Raw genomic sequence first — 16,513 nt, 5'->3', positions numbered from 1 at the left:
AGCATAAAGCTGGTGTGGCTTGCTGGATTTAGCACCTTGGCACTCGTAGAAGTCTTGGTATTTGTGTTGTTACTTTATTTGCTTTTTGTTAAAGAAACCATTAATTTGTGTTGGTTTAGTTTTTAAAAGCACACAAGTGCTTGCGGCTTGCGATGCAAGCCTGCGACAGACAATGAAAAAAGCTTCGAACAATCAAAAACGCTTTGTTCGCTTCTTTTTTCATTATCTGTCGGTGCTTTTAAAAACCTTACATAGGTTTCGCTTGAAACTTAGCAAATATCATAACCACCAGATCTTCACTCGTTATGAACCGGTTGCTGAGGCTTCATAGGGCCAGTCCCTCTGCCTCTCTTGATAAGAAATATATGAAATTTTTAAAATGTTTAACTTTTTACTACTGTAACTTATTCAAGTGGAGAATGCAATAGAATTATTGCAATAGTTTGATATCTTCGATTATTTTTTCAAATGGCACATCTGATACTCCATCGTATTGCTCAAGGATTTGACTACCTTTCATAAGAAAGATCGAGGTACTGTGCACAAACTGAGTAGAGCCTTCAAGTTTCGCAGCAGGAGCTAAGAAACTTATATTAGAAAAAGATTCAATTTCATCTTGATCATAGCCTGTTAAGAAATTCCACGTTTCATCATCAGCACCAAATTGATCTCCAAACTTTTTTAGTACCTCTGGTGTATCATGTTCAGGATCAATGCTGAAGGAAACGAATTCTGCTTCAGCTTTTTCATCTTTTAACTGCTCTTGAAGTGTGGCAATGTGAGCAGTCATTGGCGAGCATACGGTATCACAGTTTGTAAAAATAAACGTCGCTATCCAAACTTTATCTTTATAATCAGACATCTTTACAACTTCACCGTTTTGATTCACGGCTTCTAGTGGCTCTACGGTTCCATTTAATGAAAAATGCTCTTCTAGGTTGATAGACTGTGAACAGCCTACCAACGCTAAAACAGCAATTACAATTAATAATATTTTTTTCACGATAGATTCCTACTTCGATAAGAATGAAGTGTCGATTAGATCACTGAATTCTGGTTTTTCCTTTAGGAATTTTAATTCATATGAAGAATTTGCAAATTCTTGAACAACATCTGCGTTTACTTCTGTAGTGTATGTTACACGCTCCCACGCGCTGTCAACGATCGCTGGGTCTAATTCTTGATCTGTGATGTCTTTGATTGCTTTAATTGCGATATCACGTGCTTCTTCTGGATTTTCGTTAATAAAGTTAACACCTTGCTCATGTGCTTTAACGATATTAGCTACAAGCTCTTTATTTTCTTCAATTAATTTTCCACTTGTTACTAACACTGTGTTAGGTAATGTTGTACCGTATGAAATTTCATCTGTATCAACAATGATTTTTGCACCATCATTTACTAATTGTGATGCCCATGGCTCCGGAACAGCAGCTAAATCTACTTTACCTGATTCGAACATTGCTCCGTATTGAGCTGGGTTTCCTGTTACATGCTTAAGAGTTCCACCGATACGTGCTGATGTAATTCCTAAATCTTTAAGAAATGTTTCCATTTGAACATCATGTGTGCATCCTACACCTGGTGTGATGAACGTTTTACCTGAAACATCCTCAACTGATTGTACGCCACTTTTTGCTGATGCAACAACGACTGTACCGCCTGAAGATGCACCTGCAATAATTTTCACATCTGCTCCATTTGCATAGTTATTCATTACTGGACCTGGTCCTACTAGTCCTGCTTGTATTTCACCTGTTTTTAAAGCTGTCATAAACGCTGCTCCGTCTGGGAACGTTTTGTATGTTACTTTTACGTTTTCTCCTAGAGCTTCTTCATAATATCCTTTTTCTCTAGAAATCATAGCCGGTACGTGGTCAATGTTTGGGAAATATCCAATCACAACCTCTTCTGTGCTGCCGCTACCACTTGTATTTGATGATTCACCAGTTCCACAAGCTGCAAGGACACCTGCTAATAAAATTGAAATAAGTGCAAATAAAAGTCCTTTTTTCATGATGTAACCTCCATTTTAAATAATGATTATAAGTTAAAAATAACCTTTTACTTTGATACCTTTTTTTACGCTCGAAGTCAGAAGTCAGAGGTGAGATTTGAAGCAATTGGTGACATACCAATTGCTATTATTAAAAAATCCTCAACTATCTAATCCCCATTTTTTCATTACGTTTTTCTCAATACGTTGGAAAAAGAGTAAATCTACAATAACACCAATGACCATTATCATGATCATAATGGCGAGAACTAAGCTCATATCACCAAAATCTGATGCGAACTTTAATTTATACCCAAGTCCTGGACCTGTACTTAATAATTCAGCTGCCATTAATGCTCTCCATGCAAATGCCCAAGCAAGTCTTATTCCTGTTACAACATAAGGGATAGATGCTGGAATCATGACCTTCCAGAACAGGCTCAAGCCTTTATAATCCATCGTTTGTGCTGCTTTTATATAAAGTGGTGGCACATTTTTAATCCCTGTTCTCATGTTAATCGTCATCACAAGTGTTCCACCTAAAACGACGATAAACGTAACAGCTGCTTCATTTAACCCGAACCACATAATTGCTAAAGGTAACCAAACAATACTTGGTACAGACTGTAAAGCGATAATTAATGAACCTAATGTTTCATCAAGTGTTTTAGATTTAGCTAGGGCTACTCCTAAAATAAGTCCTAAGATTAATGCAATGACTAATCCAATCGCAAGTCTCTTAAAGCTTGCGACTAAATCATAAACAAGTGTTAAATCTAAAAAACCTGTATACAATGAATTGAAAACATCTGTAGGGGCAGGGAATATTGCAACGGAAACATCAAGAAGTTTTACCGTAGCCTGCCATACAGTTAAAAGAATAACGTAAAAAAGAATTCGTTTAACGACTGGCTGCATATTGCTGCTCCTTTTCTATTACTTTATCTATTTCTGATTTTAGTAGTTTCTTAATTCGTTCTTCATAAGCTAATAGCTCTTCACGCGCTTGTTCACGTGGGCGTGGAAAGTCAAGCTCGATGATATCAACAATTCGGCCTGGCTGTGTTCCCATAACAACAATTCTGTCAGAAAGCTTTAATGCTTCATGAATGCTATGTGTAACGAAAAGAATCGTTTTTTTCGTTTCTAAAAACACTTCTTCCAACACTTCATGAAGTCTTGAACGTGTTTGTTCATCTAGCGCACCGAATGGCTCATCCATTAATAATAGAGCTGGATCCATCGCTAACGCTCTAGCAATTGAGACACGCTGCTGCATACCGCCTGAAAGCTCATGTGGGGAATGCTTTGCATATGGACTTAATTGCACAAGAGATAAAAATTTATAAGCTCTTTCTTGTGCTTCTTTCTTGGAAAGCTCTTTGCGAAGAGGAAACATTACATTTTCTTCAACCGTTAACCATGGAAACAATGCAGCTTGCTGGAACACCATGCCGCGTTCTTTACCAGGTCCTTTTAGTTTTTTTCCTTGCAGAACAAGCTCACCAGAAGTTGCCTGTGTTAAGCCTGCAACAATAGAAAGCAAAGTTGATTTTCCACATCCTGAAGGACCGAGGATTGAAACAAATTCTCCTTCTTTCACTTGTAAATCTATATTTGTTAAAACTGTTTCTTCTTTGTTATCACGGTTTTTGAATTGTTTATTAACATTATTTATGGATAAAAACACTGATATCACCTACTTTTCTTAATTCATATCTGTTTTATCGGATTTACTTATTATAGTAGGTTTGGGAAATAAGTCAATGGAAAAATTAGTATTTCCCTGATTTTCACCAAAATAAAAAGACCGACATGTAAGTCGGCCTTGTTTTTAAGTTATTTTTTCTTTTCATCATAATAGTTAACAGCATACATAGAACCTTCAGCTACCATTGTATTATCTTCAATATCATGTGGATCAGGGTGTCCGGATTTCTCCATAACCTGCTTGTCTTTATTTATCGAATTAATGGCTTTATTTTTCATCATTTGCATGGAAGAGATAAATTTGTTCTTTCTTTTTTCTTCCTTTAATAAATAAGATGTAACCCCTATTGTGGATAGTGCAACACCGGATAAAACCACTTTGCTTGATTTTTTCATTTGTGATTCTCCTCTCACTTTTATTAATAGGTCTTACTTGAAAAATACCCTTGTCCGACATTTTTAAACATTTTTTTCTCGGAAAACATAATAAATATGCTTTTTTAAGGATGAATGAGTCGTTGCGTGTTAAAATAAAAGGGGTTTCATTCATGTTTTAGGAGGGGTAACCATGAGTAAGCAAACAGGTATTATTAAGGAGCACTCCTTTTATTCAGAAGCACTTCAGGAAGAACTAACATTGCTCATTTATCTTCCAGAGAATTATTCTCCATTATATAAGTATAGTTTATTGATTGCACAGGATGGCCAAGATTACTTTAAACTCGGTCGTGTTGGTAGACAGGTCGAGGCTTTAGTAAAAAATGAAGAAATAGAAGATGTGATCGTTATTGGCATTCCTTATAAAGATGTTCATGACAGAAAAGAAAAATACCATCCGAATGGTAGTAAGTTTAAGCAGTATGTGCGTTTTCTTGCGCATGAATTAGTACCATATCTCGATTCGGAATTTCCAACATACCAAATCGGCTTTGGTCGTGCGTTAATTGGTGATTCTTTAGGAGCAACCGTTTCATTATTAACAGGGTTAGCCTATCCCAATACCTTTGGAAAGCTCATTCTCCAATCACCTCTTGTTAATGAAGATGTTATGAATGCTGTTAAAGAGTTTGATTCTTCCTCCAAACCGATGATTTATCATCAAATTGGCAAGAAAGAAACAGAGGTAAAGACTACTGATGGTATTATTCAAGACTTTCTTACTCCAAATCGGAAGCTGTCCCAGTTGATGTCTGAAAAGGGTTTTTCATATACGTATGAAGAGTTTAATGGAGATCATACTTGGAAGTATTGGCAGCCGGCTTTAACACCTATACTCAAACTTATGTTTGAATAACATCGTACATATGTTTATTTTTAAAAATTTGCTATACTAAAACTATAATGAACTGTTTAGGAGGGAATATCATGAAATACGGAATCGCCCTTTTTCCATCAAAAAAATTGCAGGATTTAGTGAATTCTTATCGCAAACGGTACGATACTCACTACGCATTAGTGCCACCACATGTTACATTAAAAACGGCTTTTGAAGCAGAAGACGATGAAATAAAGGTTATTGCGAAGGAACTTCGTAAAGTAGCTGAAACAAGTGAACCAATCAAAATTTCAATTAAAAAGGTTAGCTCTTTTGCACCTGTAAACAACGTGATTTATTTAAAAGTAGATCCAACTGATGAGCTTCAAGCTCTTCATGAAAATTTACATACTGGTTCCTTAAGCAGTCAGCCTGAATATGCTTTTGTCCCTCATATTACACTTGGGCAAAATCTTTCAGATGATGAACACTCAGATGTTCTCGGCAGCATTAAAATGCTCGATATTCACCACGAGGAAGTTATTGACCGCTTCCACCTTTTATATCAACTAGAGAACGGTTCTTGGACTGTTCATGAAACATTTTTACTCGGAAAGGAAAGCGAATAATTGGAAATAAAACAAGTAGCAACAAGAGATGAACTAGAAGATGCATTCACAGTAAGAAAAATTGTGTTCGTAGATGAACAAAACGTCCCTGAAGAAGAGGAAATTGATCAGTATGAAGAAGAAGCAACACATGTTGTTTTATATGATGACCAAGAAAAGCCAGCAGGTGCAGGTCGAGTACGTGTGCTTGATGGTTTAGGTAAAATTGAAAGAATTTGTGTGCTATCAACAACTCGTGGAACTGGTGCAGGTCGTAAAATTGTATCAAAATTAGAAAACATTGCGTCAGAACAAGGAGTTACTAAATTTAAACTAAACGCGCAAACACATGCGATACCTTTTTATGAAAAATTAGGCTATGAGGTTGTATCAGATGAGTTTATGGATGCAGGCATTCCTCATGTAACGATGATTAAACAGCAATAAGAAGACCCACAGAGAGAGAAATTCTTATTGGGTTCGGTTTTGAAGGTATCAAATTAAAAATAACCTTACTAATCGAACAGTAATTTGTACTTAATAGTAAAAATGCTTGGAACATTATGTCTCCAAGCATTTTTACTATTATTTTGCACTCTATAGTTGTGTTTTCGCTAAACAACAAGATAAATAAACGTAATAATTCCGCTTAAATTGGAAAAAACCAACATTCCCCACAAAATAAGGGCAGTTTTTCCGCTTATATGAACCTAATCTTTGGATTTAGTTAAAAATAGAGAAGTTAACCGAAATATTTCCGCTTATATCGGATTTTAAGTACCTACTATCTAACTTAACCGGAATTTCTCCGCCTATCTATTCTATTCCTATACCTCCAGGAAAAAATCACAATGAACTACATAAAAAATTCTCTGTGTTTTTTTACTTTTTAAAACAAAATCAGAAGTTTAGCTCATTCCTTCTTTCTTCACCAATTTCTCCCGATCATGTACCCCTGGTGGCTGCTCCAACCAGCTATTTTTGATCATAATGTCTGCTCCACTTTTGGCGAATTGAGCGATTTCAGCAGACAATCTTTCATAATTTACAGCTAAATCTGTTCTCTGACTTGCTGCAGCTGCTGTAGAATAGTTCCCTGTTCCTGCCGCACTAAGTAAAGACATATGAAACATCATGATTTTATCTGAGTATGTTTGTGTTGTAGAATAGCTAACACAAACATCTGGAGAGCCAGGTGTCATCAAGTCACTTTCGGCTAATGCCTCTGTAAATAGCCTTACATGCTTTTTTGAAATTTCGCTTCCTCTTAACATATACTCTTGTATTTCTTTGTTTTGAGAGGTTTGACCAAAGCTCAAGCAAAGTTTTGCTCCAATAGAGTTTGTTTGAATATTCATATATAAATGAGAAATCTCAATTGCATTTAAAGGCCTCTTATCGGCGAATGGATTTAACCCGCTTAAATATTTTTTTGTATCCACATAGTCTATTTCTTCCGGCACGCTAATGTAGGGAGCTCTTACAAAAAACCCTTTAGAAACAGCTGTTTCGAGAGTAGTGTTATATAATGTAGCCGTTTCATTTATTGCATTCGTAAAGAATTCTCTTACATCCGGTCGAACACACATGGATAAGAAACCACCGTAAGCGAGCATCCCAACTTTGGCCATATGATTTACATATGTTAAAGAAAACGTATCAGAATACAAACGAGGTGCGTTAGTATTAAGATCATCGTCAGTAAAGCCATTCGGTATTGCAAATTGTTCTTGTTGAAATAGTTCCTTTAAAAAGTGAACATTTTTAACAGCCATATTATAAGCCTGCTCTACACCTGCTTTTATTTCAGGTTCTTCTATGTACTGAAGCATATGTGATAACATCGTTGCCACCATTGTGTCATTCATATAGGATGTCCAAAGAGAAGCAATCTCTGTTGAGGTAAGCTGAGTTGAATCGTGAGACATCTGTGTACCCCCTTAAATAGAGCAATTATTATCCAATAGTGTTAACAAAAACTCACTATTTTATTTAAATCACATACTATCTCATTGATTTTGTATAAAAACGACATGTACGATTATCCTAATCATATGGATCGTGAACGGGGGTATCTAGCATGGAGTTTGGACAAATTACAATTGAGTTAGTTTTTGGCTTTATTGCACTTTTCATCATTACAAAAATATTAGGGAAAACACAAATTACCCAAATTACAACGTTTGACTTTATCTCTGCACTTGTACTTGGTGAACTTGTTGGAAATGCCATTTTTGATGATGAAGTTGGAATCTCACGGATTATTTATGCAGTCGTTATATGGGGATTATTAATTTTCATTCTGGAATTGATTACGCAAAAGTGGAGTAAATCGCGTGGACTTCTTGAAGGAAAACCAACGATTATTATCCAAGAAGGCAAAATATTAAGAGAAAGCTTAAAGAAATGTAAACTAGATATAAACCAGCTGCAACATTTGATTCGGGCAAAAGGCGTTTTCTCAATGAGAGAATTAGAATATGCTGTTTTAGAAACAGATGGTACGGTCAGTATTCTAAAAAAGGCAGAATATGAAAACCCAACGAAACCTGATCTACAAGTGAATCTGAAAAAAGTATATATCCCCATTACCATTATAAGCGATGGGAAAGTGATTAAACAAAATTTAGTTGAAGCAGGCTTTAATTACAACTGGCTGGAGCAACAGCTAAAACAGCAAAACATTTTCAGAACAGAAGAAGTTTTATATGCTGAGTGGCTCGAGGGTTCTGGTTTACATGTTCAATCCTTCTAAATAGAAAACAAACTCCCACTACTAAATTAGTGGGAGCTTTTCTTGTTCTCTCGTATCATTAACCGGTAATTATTAATTAGGAGTTCAGTCGTATTTTCTTGTACAAGCATGGTAACGTAAGCTGTAACTGCTGTACGAAACAGCATCCATGAAGGTACATTTAGATCTCCTACATCCCACTTTGTACAAATCTCGGCTACTAGTTCATCATGATAAATACCCGCTTCATGCTCTTGTATAACACTCTTTATGGAATTCATTAACTTAAGATGATAAGAAATGTTCGCATCGACTGTTTTGACAAAATCCTCTTCAAACAAACCATGTCCAGGAACAGCTCCAACACAATCTATACTTTTAAGTTTGTGAAGAGATTCCAATGTATCTTTTGCATCAATAATGAATGGGATTTTATGTTTATGTAACTGCTCTTCTGCAAAATAACCATCAGCAGCGTATAGGATTTTATCAATAAGTAAGCCATGCTGATTGATACTGTGACCTGGCAAGGAATAGCATTGAAAAAAGATGTCACCAAAAGGATAGGTTGCTTGCTCAATTTCTTCATCAACCCTTATTGGCTTACCTTCTAAAAATTTATTTCTCATTTCAGGCAATGGCTTATTTCCTTGAAAAAGATAGAGTGGTTCAATAATTGGATGCCTAAGCATAGCCGCTTCGAGTTTCGGTGCATATGTATAAACGTCTACAGTAGATTGTAAATGCTCTGCCCCACCGTAGTGGTCAGAATGAGCATGTGTAACAAATAAATGAGTTACAGGTAAATTGTCGCCCTGTAATCTTTTTAACACTTTTTTCATCGTTTGTTTGTCAATTCCAGCATCAATTAGTAAGCCGTTTTCTCCATTCCGTACATACCCAATATTCACTGCGCCTTGAAAATAGTAGCAACTGTTGTTAAGTTGAATAAAATTCATATTTTACCTCTTAAACGTTTTTTTACACATATTCGTTAAAGAGCTTACCTTTTCCTGTAAATGTAGATGAATATTTATTTTTCTTCAATTTTTCTTCTAAGATATCTGCAAATTTCTGCTGCTGTTGTGAATTTTCTTGTGCATTGTTTCGATTCAGTTTAATAGCAGAAGTTGGTAATATTTGTGAATAATGTTGTTGTACAGAGATTGATCGATTTGCGTATTGTGTGTATGTATCTTGCTGAATTGGTAAAATATAACCCATTTTCGTCACCTCTCCCTTACATAAATTCCCTTATTTTTGTTAAGTTAAACCATGTATTTTTACCTTTTCGTCCGGTTGTCATTCTGTTAAGATAGACTTTGTCGCTTATGAAAATTTATATTTTATTAACTTTATAAATACATACGCTTTAGCATCCTATTTTATGGGAGGAGGGTCACTATGAATTCTGCAAAGTTGAAAGATATTACAATCTCCTTGCTTCAATTACCTCGAGAAGATTATCAACGAATTTATGAGTCTTGTTTAAAAGAAGAAGTTATTTGCCTATGTTGTGGGCAGCCTGTTCGATTTTATCTAGGAATTAGCAAATCTCCATATTTTTATCATTCCAATCAAAAACGAAATGAAACTTGTCAGCAGCAGTTTCAACAAGATTACCCTGATAAGCCTGTTCAAGTAAAAGAACCTGAACTATTATATGAAGAAAAAAACGGATTCCGCATCCCAAAATCCCGAAGTGTTGCAACAGTTGAAAAGCCACAGGTAATGGAGTGGCGTCAGCCTAAATACATTAAAGGAAGAACACCGTTTACATTAAAAGTGAAAACACCTTCTTCAATAGTAGGTATTCCTCTTGATATTGAACAAAAAGAAGCTGTGACAACAATTGAAGGACCCCTGCTTATTTTAGCTGGTGCTGGTAGTGGTAAAACCCGTGTTCTTACCACTAGAGCTCTTTATATGATTGAAGAAAAAAAGATCCAACCAACTTCAATCATGCTTGTTACGTTTACAGCAAAAGCTGCACGAGAAATGCATGAGCGTCTCGCCGCTTCTTCATCACTACATGTTGGTCAATTGAATCAGCTCGTGATTGGTACTTTTCATAGCATATTCTATAAAATCCTACTTCATCACAATCGCGATAAGTGGAACGGCCAAAACCTTTTAAAATGGGATTGGCAAAAGGAAGTTTATTTAAAAAATTCATGTAGAGAGCTAGGTATTGAGGAGAAGGATTTTCCATTCGACCAAGCCATTCAACAAATTGGTTTTTGGAAAAACACCATGAAGTCAGTGAATGATATTCACCCAGCTGATGAATGGGAACAAACAGCATTAACTCTTTACCTTGCATACGAGGATCAAAAGCTACAACGAGGTCAATTTGATTTTGATGACATGCTGGTTCATTGCTACCAGCTTCTAAAGGAAAATCCCGACATTCTTAAAGCATATCAAAATCGTTTTCAGTATTTTCTTATTGATGAGTTTCAGGATATCAATCCTATTCAATATAAGCTCATTCAACTCCTTTCAAATCATACAAAAAATTTATGCGGCGTTGGTGATGATGACCAAACGATTTATTGTTTTAGAGGAAGTGAGCCTTCTTTTATTTTGGATTTCAAACAGGAATATCCTGATTCCAAAGTGATTCACTTATCCTCTAACTACCGATCAGATCACGAGATCGTATCAACAGCCAACGATGTTATTTCAAAAAACAAACATCGCTTAAGTAAGAGCATGATTGCTCAGTATCAATCAGAGCAATCACCTGTTACCTTTTTTCCATATGATGAGGAAGAAGAGGCAACAATGATTCTACAAGATATGAAGGAAAAAATTGAAGAAGGAGCAGCTCCTGATGAGTTTGCCATTTTATACCGAACTCATACCGGTGGACGAGCTGTTTTTGAACGCTTTGTGCAATCAAGTATTCCTTTTACAATTGAAAATGGACAATCTTCTTTTTATGAAAGAAAAATGGTTCGTAGTGTGCTTTCCTATTTGCGATTAAGTATGAATGCAGATGATTCAACAGCTATTACCGAACTTATACGAGCACTATTTTTAAAACAATCCGTTGTGAATGATGTAAAGGCTTTGAGCATTTTACATGATTGCTCCCTTGTTGAAGCATTGTTGCACGTGAATGGTTTGCCGAACTTTCAAAAATCAAAGCTTAAAAAGATCATCCCAAGAATCAGCTCTCTAAAAAATGAGAAGCCGGTGACAGCACTGACTATGATAGAAAAAGAACTGGGGCTTTACGGATTATCTTAAAAAGCAAGGAAACGAAGGCAATACGATGGAAAAAGGTTCAGATGACTTGAATGACTTAAAAGTTGTCGCAAAGAAATTTTTAACCATCCCTGATTTTCTTCAACATATCAATCACATGACCGTAACTCAGCAAGCACTTAAAGGAAATAAAGATAATTCCGGAGTTCAACTGATGACGATTCACCGCTCTAAGGGATTGGAATTTAAATATGTGTACGTATTGGGCGTTGTGGATGGAGCACTACCACATGACTTCGCCCTTGAATCAGCCAGAAAAGAAAAATATGAATTTCTTGAAGAAGAAAGACGCTTGCTATATGTCGCGATGACAAGAGCAAAGGAACACCTTTACCTATCAGTACCATCCTATCGCCGAGGACGAAAAGCCGCACCTTCACGGTTTATTAAAGGGTTGCTAAAATAGATAAATTTTTGAGGTTAGTGCGATGAACGACAATTTGATTGCTTTTGACTTTTCGAACGTCGTTCATTGGCGCTATGAACGACATTTCTACTGCTTTCCCGCTTTGGTTTGTCGTTCAAACTTACTTATTCCCTTCAACTTGTCCTTCACCCCAAATAAAGAAAAGCAGTCCACCAGAATTGGGACTGCTTTTCTTTGTAACTATGAATCTACAAACCCAGTTATTTTTTATTCATCATTTTTGCAATTGTGTTAAAGTCTAGCTTTTCTTTACCATTTACAATGGAATTAACAATTTTATCTTCCATTTCTTTATTTACTGGTTTATTTGCAATCCTAGATACTTGTTGGATGACACTGCGAACTGTTTTTTCGTCTTTAAAGTTTGCTCCTTGTAAAGAGTTAGCTAAAGAAAAGATATCATTCATATTTACGCCAGTTTTGCCTTCAAGGTTTTTAAAGAATTTGCTATCCATTTTCCCGCCTCCTTAATTCATGATATATACTATGGACTAAATTTGAAAATGTGATTAAATTTCAATTATCTTTTGAAATTTACTGTGATTTTTTTCAATAGGTGACCTTTGCTAGAACCCCACACTGAAAAAAATACCCAAAAAATGACAAAAGTACGAGCAAGAGTGCTCATACTTTTATCTTTACATCTTTTTAAGATTAGTTGTAATAAGAAGCACCAACAATAATTAAAAGGATGAACAATACAACGATTAATACGAAAGTGCTACCACCACCGTAGCCGCCACCGCCGTATCCGTAACCATAGCCGTAACCCATGCGCTAAGCACCTCCTTTACCTGACTTCTCTACATCATATGTAAAGGAAATACTTTTGGTTGGACTAATATACATAATTGAAAAGTTTAATTATTTCGCCCCTGCTTTTCCGCTCATCCATTTTTCCATCTGAGATGCAACCATTTCCATCTTTTGCTCAAATTCATCAGCTGTTTGATCTAAATTAATTAAATGCCAATCCCCGTCTTTTAATCTGTTATCCTCATTATGCTGAATAGAATCATGGTTTCTTAAATTCGATTCCATCCAACGTTCAAAGAGTTGTTCTAGAATCTCCATTCTTCTCTCCTTCTTTCCCAAAATGATCATCATAATAATCTGCATATAGACGCCCATCTGAATCAATCTGACCAAGAAATATCTCATCAACTTGACGGTTTTTTGATTCTACCTTTGATTTAAGCCAATCTATACTGTAACCAGCAGAATAAATTGTTTCTTTTAATATTTTTCCATCCATAATAACTGTAAGAGGTTTTTTTACTTCCGGTCCTTTCCCGAAAAAATCTTCCCATTTTGTAGGTTGTTTTTCTTTTTTCAATAGGACACTTAATTGTCCACATGTTTCCAAAACCGCAAACTCTACATCTGAAACCTGAAAAATATCCTTTTTCCTAAGCTGTTCAAGTAAATCATCCGTACTGTATTTTTCTCTCTTCATGTTTTTCTCTAGAATTTTTCCATCTTGAATAAAAGTGGTTGCTTTGCCCTCAACTATGTCTCTGAATTTTTTACTTTTAAGTGATAATATGGAAATAACAATCGGAAATAAAGACCAAATTAAAATTGATATAAGTCCGTTCACAATATTTAATTCAACATCCATTGTAATAGTTCCAGCAATATCACCGACTGTTATACCAGCAATGTATTCAAAAAACGATAGTGCTGATAGCTGCTTTTTCCCGAGTAATTTTGTAATAAAAAAAGCCTAAGATAATAAGTACTGATCGTATGATAACTTCTGTCCAGCTTGGCATGTTGTTTTGCTCCTCATTTAGTCATATAAGCCTCATTATTATGCATCTGACACTGTAAAAATATGTAATATAAAAGGAGTACTCGAAGAATCAAGTACTCCCTTGTTATAAAACTGAAAAAGAAGCTGAATCGGAACAGTTAGACGCGTTTCTTTTTCTTTCCGCAACCGCAGCCGCTTTTTTTAACTTTTTTTGGTTTAGAAACAGATACAGATTGGTTGGAATTAGTTGGTCTTCCGGAAGGATTCAAGTTAGCCTTTTTCATGTTATATCCCACCTTCCTTTAAAAAATTCTTTATCTTAGGAGCAAACCTTCAATATTCATTAGCTGATTGAAAATTGATTACAGCTTGTTAAGGAGGTTACTTCGTAAAATAGAGCATAATTTCCTAAAATTTTTCAGCTTCTATATCTCATTTTATGTGTTAATTTCTATTTGTTTCTAAGGGTATTGCCTAATCTACTATTCTACTGACAATTGATTCAATAATACCGGCAACTCCAGCAATAGCTAAAATCATTAGGAGTGGCTCTGCTCCTTGAGGCCAAATCCACCAAATTCCGTATATAAATCCCGTACACCATACACCTGTACACCAATAACAACTTAAAAGCTCCCCAATCCACGCCCGTAATCCCGATCCTTTTATTTCAATATATACCTCATATTCACCATCATCATTCATCTCTTCAACTTCACGATGGAAAGGATTACGAATAAAAGCAGTAATTTTGTCAAACACAAGTAATCTAGTTAGTCGAAAAGCTGCAAAAGCCAAGATGATGAATTGTAGCCAGGTTGTCATTTCCCCCCACCTCTCAAACGATAATCTTTATAAATTATGAAAGTATTTTTCTTTTATGTATGTGTACAAGTTACCCATCGAATTTTTTCTGACTTGAGATTTGTCCGTTGATGATTTAACAACTCAATATATTTGTCCATCAGCTTTCATCTAAAAAATGGGTTCAAACCTGTATGTTTGACTCATACAAAAGGCAGTGCATCTGCATTATATACAATTAAAAGGAAATCACGGCTTAACACACGATTTATGATCCTTCCCTCGGCGTCCTTATCGTTACGGTTAAAGGTCGTGGTTTCCTTTTAACCTCTTATTGATGAAAGGAGTGAGTTTTAATGACAACTAGATGGTCTGCATTAGATGACTGCAAATGCAAACACGAAGATACAACACAAGATGCTGTTCAAGTGAACGAAACCATTCAAGCTTCAGAAGAATATATTTTCATTAAAGACTCTTGCAATATTGAAGTGACTTCAACTGATACTCAGGTTGCTGTTTCTTTACAAGCTGCAATTCAAGTAGCAATTGCCTTGGTTATTAATCTAACAATTGCTGATAGCAACCGTGCTGAGCAAGTAACTCAACAATTGCTACAAAGCTCTGTTATTAAGCAAGCAAACAAACAAAAACTCATTATTGAAAACTCTCGCGATGTAAAAATCACAACAACTGATACAGATGTTGCAATTTCTCTCCAGGTTCTTATTCAAATTTTACTAGCATTGCTAGTACAAATTGACATCCTTTAATCAATCTGAATGAGGAAGAATTGTTTTGGGCATAGGGATAGATCCCTTAACCATTACGAAATTGGAGGTGAATACATTGTCTAACGAAAAATTAAACCTACAGGATATTTCTTCTTCTATGATGCAGCTATTTGTTCAAGATGTTTTTAATAAGAACAATATTTCAGAAGAAAACAAAAAAACATTATCTGAAGATCAAAAAGAAAAGTTAAGAAAAGTAGTAGCAGATCTTCAAGCACAAGTAGACGAATTTGTGAAAAATTCCAAAGAAAAGAAAGAGGAAAAGCCTGCAGCAGAAGAAGCACCGAAAAACACAACACTACGTGACATGATGAAAAATAGAAAAAAAGACAAATAAACTAAAAATGGGTAAAAACACCAAGATGTTTGTCTTATACAAAAATCAATTCTAGACATTTAATAATAGTAAATCGAAAGGAGGAATTAGAAAATGCAAGCAAAACCATATGAATGGGTAGCATTAGACCGTCATTCTTGTCATCCAACAGACTGTTATTCTAACAACGAGGTGGCTGGAGCTCAGGCTGGTAACTTTTTCGATGACGATGCAACAGTTTCACAAAATGCTGCACAAGTAAGCGAAACAGAACAAATTTCTTCTGAAACAATCATTGTAAGAGATTCTTGTGATATCGATATTTCATCTACAGACACTCAAGTAGCTGTTTCTTTACAAGTTGCACTTCAAGTAGCAATCGCATTAGTTATCAACTTAACAATCGCTGACAGCAACCGTGCAGAACAAGTAACTCAACAATTAATCCAACAAGCTGATATGAAACAATTAAACAAACAAAAATTAGTTATTGAAAACTCTAAAGATGTTAAAGTAACAACTACTGACACAGATGTAGCAATTTCTCTACAAGTACTTCTACAAATCTTAATTGCATTAGTTGTAAACATCGACATTTTCTAATGAACTAAGAAGCAGGGGACACCCCCTGCTTTTTTTATGTGACATGCCATTTATGGTCTATATCCACAGGTCTGTTCATTTTCCCTTTTACTTTCACCTAATAACCAGACTTTATTTTCTTCTACTATATATCTTGCTCTGTTGCCAAATGCAGACAAACCATACATACCATTCACCTAAATTCTTTCCCAATGAATTCATCTCAAACTAGACGATTACCCACACCAACTAGTCATT

At 35.5% G+C, this 16,513-nt stretch carries 21 protein-coding genes, 1 pseudogene and 1 riboswitch; of the genes and pseudogenes, 8 read left to right on the top strand and 14 right to left on the bottom strand.

The window, feature by feature from the left end:
- Positions 1–244: 244 nt before the first annotated feature.
- Positions 245–361: riboswitch (SAM riboswitch) on the bottom strand.
- Between the two features lie 69 nt (positions 362–430).
- The 5 genes from MVE64_RS18350 to MVE64_RS18330 all read right to left on the bottom strand — a co-directional run bounded on the left by MVE64_RS18350 (position 431) and on the right by MVE64_RS18330 (position 4,102).
- The gene (locus MVE64_RS18350) at positions 431–1,003 is read right to left on the bottom strand and encodes an SCO family protein (RefSeq protein ID WP_247340107.1); all 573 of its coding nucleotides are present in this window, start codon (positions 1,001–1,003) and stop codon (positions 431–433) included.
- Positions 1,004–1,012: 9 nt separating this feature from the next.
- The gene (locus tag MVE64_RS18345; protein WP_247340105.1) at positions 1,013–2,017 is read right to left on the bottom strand and encodes an aliphatic sulfonate ABC transporter substrate-binding protein; all 1,005 of its coding nucleotides are present in this window, start codon (positions 2,015–2,017) and stop codon (positions 1,013–1,015) included.
- A 141-nt stretch (positions 2,018–2,158) separates the two neighbouring features.
- Positions 2,159–2,914, bottom strand: coding sequence for an ABC transporter permease (locus MVE64_RS18340; protein WP_247340100.1), 756 nt, complete (start codon positions 2,912–2,914; stop codon positions 2,159–2,161).
- Entirely contained in the window at positions 2,898–3,686 is a 789-nt protein-coding gene (locus MVE64_RS18335) for an ABC transporter ATP-binding protein (protein ID WP_247340099.1), read from the bottom strand. Before MVE64_RS18335 ends, MVE64_RS18340 begins: the two co-directional genes overlap by 17 nt.
- Positions 3,687–3,835: 149 nt before the next feature.
- Entirely contained in the window at positions 3,836–4,102 is a 267-nt protein-coding gene (locus MVE64_RS18330; RefSeq protein WP_231309159.1) for a hypothetical protein, read from the bottom strand.
- 172 nt (positions 4,103–4,274) lie between these two features.
- On the opposite strand from MVE64_RS18330, the gene MVE64_RS18325 reads away from it, so the two are divergent.
- The 3 genes from MVE64_RS18325 (at position 4,275) to MVE64_RS18315 (ending at position 6,016) form a co-directional block, all read left to right on the top strand.
- Positions 4,275–5,000, top strand: a complete 726-nt coding sequence (locus tag MVE64_RS18325) for an alpha/beta hydrolase (protein WP_247340095.1) — start codon at positions 4,275–4,277, stop codon at positions 4,998–5,000.
- Between the two features lie 71 nt (positions 5,001–5,071).
- On the top strand, positions 5,072–5,590 hold the full coding sequence (locus MVE64_RS18320; protein WP_247340094.1) for a YjcG family protein: 519 nt from the start codon (positions 5,072–5,074) through the stop codon (positions 5,588–5,590).
- Positions 5,591–6,016 (top strand): GNAT family N-acetyltransferase, encoded by a 426-nt coding sequence (locus MVE64_RS18315; protein WP_247340093.1) that lies wholly within the window; start codon positions 5,591–5,593, stop codon positions 6,014–6,016.
- Between the two features lie 461 nt (positions 6,017–6,477).
- Here MVE64_RS18315 and MVE64_RS18310 read toward each other — a convergent pair whose 3' ends face one another.
- On the bottom strand, positions 6,478–7,497 hold the full coding sequence (locus MVE64_RS18310) for a DUF3231 family protein (protein ID WP_247340092.1): 1,020 nt from the start codon (positions 7,495–7,497) through the stop codon (positions 6,478–6,480).
- A 152-nt stretch (positions 7,498–7,649) separates the two neighbouring features.
- Between MVE64_RS18310 and MVE64_RS18305 the strand changes: the two genes are divergently transcribed.
- Positions 7,650–8,324 carry a YetF domain-containing protein gene (locus MVE64_RS18305; RefSeq protein ID WP_247340090.1) on the top strand — a complete coding sequence of 225 codons (675 nt, stop codon included), beginning with the start codon at positions 7,650–7,652 and terminating at the stop codon, positions 8,322–8,324.
- A gap of 26 nt (positions 8,325–8,350) precedes the next feature.
- On the opposite strand, the gene MVE64_RS18300 is transcribed toward MVE64_RS18305, so the two are convergent.
- Together MVE64_RS18300 and MVE64_RS18295 are read right to left on the bottom strand one after the other, a co-directional pair.
- Positions 8,351–9,262, bottom strand: a complete 912-nt coding sequence (locus tag MVE64_RS18300; RefSeq protein WP_247340089.1) for an MBL fold metallo-hydrolase — start codon at positions 9,260–9,262, stop codon at positions 8,351–8,353.
- Between the two features lie 22 nt (positions 9,263–9,284).
- Positions 9,285–9,527: a hypothetical protein gene (locus MVE64_RS18295; protein WP_247340088.1), complete on the bottom strand. Its 243-nt coding sequence runs from the start codon at positions 9,525–9,527 to the stop codon at positions 9,285–9,287.
- A gap of 180 nt (positions 9,528–9,707) precedes the next feature.
- Between MVE64_RS18295 and MVE64_RS18290 the strand changes: the two are divergent.
- Positions 9,708–11,982: pseudogene (locus MVE64_RS18290) on the top strand (UvrD-helicase domain-containing protein).
- A gap of 221 nt (positions 11,983–12,203) precedes the next feature.
- Here the strand turns inward: MVE64_RS18290 and spoVIF are convergent.
- The 6 genes from spoVIF to MVE64_RS18265 all read right to left on the bottom strand — a co-directional run bounded on the left by spoVIF (position 12,204) and on the right by MVE64_RS18265 (position 14,584).
- Entirely contained in the window at positions 12,204–12,458 is a 255-nt protein-coding gene (spoVIF, locus tag MVE64_RS18285; protein WP_247340081.1) for a sporulation-specific transcription regulator SpoVIF, read from the bottom strand.
- A gap of 199 nt (positions 12,459–12,657) precedes the next feature.
- Complete coding sequence (locus MVE64_RS18280; protein WP_098799450.1) at positions 12,658–12,777, bottom strand: YjcZ family sporulation protein; 120 nt, start codon at positions 12,775–12,777, stop codon at positions 12,658–12,660.
- A 90-nt stretch (positions 12,778–12,867) separates the two neighbouring features.
- Entirely contained in the window at positions 12,868–13,077 is a 210-nt protein-coding gene (locus MVE64_RS18275) for a hypothetical protein (RefSeq protein WP_247340079.1), read from the bottom strand.
- On the bottom strand, positions 13,052–13,624 hold the full coding sequence (locus MVE64_RS18270) for a DUF421 domain-containing protein (RefSeq protein WP_247340077.1): 573 nt from the start codon (positions 13,622–13,624) through the stop codon (positions 13,052–13,054). Before MVE64_RS18270 ends, MVE64_RS18275 begins: the two co-directional genes overlap by 26 nt.
- Before the next feature lie 293 nt (positions 13,625–13,917).
- Positions 13,918–14,043 (bottom strand): hypothetical protein, encoded by a 126-nt coding sequence (locus tag MVE64_RS27450; protein WP_255301696.1) that lies wholly within the window; start codon positions 14,041–14,043, stop codon positions 13,918–13,920.
- Between the two features lie 190 nt (positions 14,044–14,233).
- Positions 14,234–14,584, bottom strand: coding sequence for a DUF1360 domain-containing protein (locus MVE64_RS18265; protein WP_247340075.1), 351 nt, complete (start codon positions 14,582–14,584; stop codon positions 14,234–14,236).
- Positions 14,585–14,919: 335 nt separating this feature from the next.
- Here MVE64_RS18265 and MVE64_RS18260 point away from each other — a divergent pair, with 335 nt between their 5' ends.
- From MVE64_RS18260 to MVE64_RS18250, 3 genes are all read left to right on the top strand, one after another.
- The gene (locus MVE64_RS18260; RefSeq protein ID WP_098799446.1) at positions 14,920–15,336 is read left to right on the top strand and encodes a spore coat protein; all 417 of its coding nucleotides are present in this window, start codon (positions 14,920–14,922) and stop codon (positions 15,334–15,336) included.
- A gap of 76 nt (positions 15,337–15,412) precedes the next feature.
- On the top strand, positions 15,413–15,694 hold the full coding sequence (locus MVE64_RS18255; protein WP_098799445.1) for a hypothetical protein: 282 nt from the start codon (positions 15,413–15,415) through the stop codon (positions 15,692–15,694).
- Positions 15,695–15,787: 93 nt separating this feature from the next.
- Complete coding sequence (locus MVE64_RS18250) at positions 15,788–16,276, top strand: spore coat protein (protein ID WP_247340074.1); 489 nt, start codon at positions 15,788–15,790, stop codon at positions 16,274–16,276.
- Positions 16,277–16,513: the final 237 nt, after the last annotated feature.

The sequence above is a fragment of the Metabacillus endolithicus genome (genome assembly GCF_023078335.1).
GTDB classification, from domain to species: Bacteria; Bacillota; Bacilli; order Bacillales; family Bacillaceae; genus Metabacillus; species Metabacillus endolithicus.
This window is presented reverse-complemented; position numbering and strand designations above follow the sequence as displayed.

Coding starts and splice junctions, on each gene's coding strand:
- MVE64_RS18345 (WP_247340105.1), bottom strand. CDS start 2,017: ATGAAAAAAGGACTTTTATTTGCACTTATTTCAATTTTATTAGCAGGT.
- MVE64_RS18340 (WP_247340100.1), bottom strand. CDS start 2,914: ATGCAGCCAGTCGTTAAACGAATTCTTTTTTACGTTATTCTTTTAACT.
- MVE64_RS18330 (WP_231309159.1), bottom strand. CDS start 4,102: ATGAAAAAATCAAGCAAAGTGGTTTTATCCGGTGTTGCACTATCCACA.
- MVE64_RS18325 (WP_247340095.1), top strand. CDS start 4,275: ATGAGTAAGCAAACAGGTATTATTAAGGAGCACTCCTTTTATTCAGAA.
- MVE64_RS18320 (WP_247340094.1), top strand. CDS start 5,072: ATGAAATACGGAATCGCCCTTTTTCCATCAAAAAAATTGCAGGATTTA.
- MVE64_RS18310 (WP_247340092.1), bottom strand. CDS start 7,497: ATGTCTCACGATTCAACTCAGCTTACCTCAACAGAGATTGCTTCTCTT.
- MVE64_RS18305 (WP_247340090.1), top strand. CDS start 7,650: ATGGAGTTTGGACAAATTACAATTGAGTTAGTTTTTGGCTTTATTGCA.
- MVE64_RS18300 (WP_247340089.1), bottom strand. CDS start 9,262: ATGAATTTTATTCAACTTAACAACAGTTGCTACTATTTTCAAGGCGCA.
- MVE64_RS18295 (WP_247340088.1), bottom strand. CDS start 9,527: ATGGGTTATATTTTACCAATTCAGCAAGATACATACACACAATACGCA.
- spoVIF (WP_247340081.1), bottom strand. CDS start 12,458: ATGGATAGCAAATTCTTTAAAAACCTTGAAGGCAAAACTGGCGTAAAT.
- MVE64_RS18280 (WP_098799450.1), bottom strand. CDS start 12,777: ATGGGTTACGGCTATGGTTACGGATACGGCGGTGGCGGCTACGGTGGT.
- MVE64_RS18275 (WP_247340079.1), bottom strand. CDS start 13,077: ATGGAGATTCTAGAACAACTCTTTGAACGTTGGATGGAATCGAATTTA.
- MVE64_RS18270 (WP_247340077.1), bottom strand. CDS start 13,624: ATGGATGTTGAATTAAATATTGTGAACGGACTTATATCAATTTTAATT.
- MVE64_RS27450 (WP_255301696.1), bottom strand. CDS start 14,043: ATGAAAAAGGCTAACTTGAATCCTTCCGGAAGACCAACTAATTCCAAC.
- MVE64_RS18265 (WP_247340075.1), bottom strand. CDS start 14,584: ATGACAACCTGGCTACAATTCATCATCTTGGCTTTTGCAGCTTTTCGA.
- MVE64_RS18260 (WP_098799446.1), top strand. CDS start 14,920: ATGACAACTAGATGGTCTGCATTAGATGACTGCAAATGCAAACACGAA.
- MVE64_RS18250 (WP_247340074.1), top strand. CDS start 15,788: ATGCAAGCAAAACCATATGAATGGGTAGCATTAGACCGTCATTCTTGT.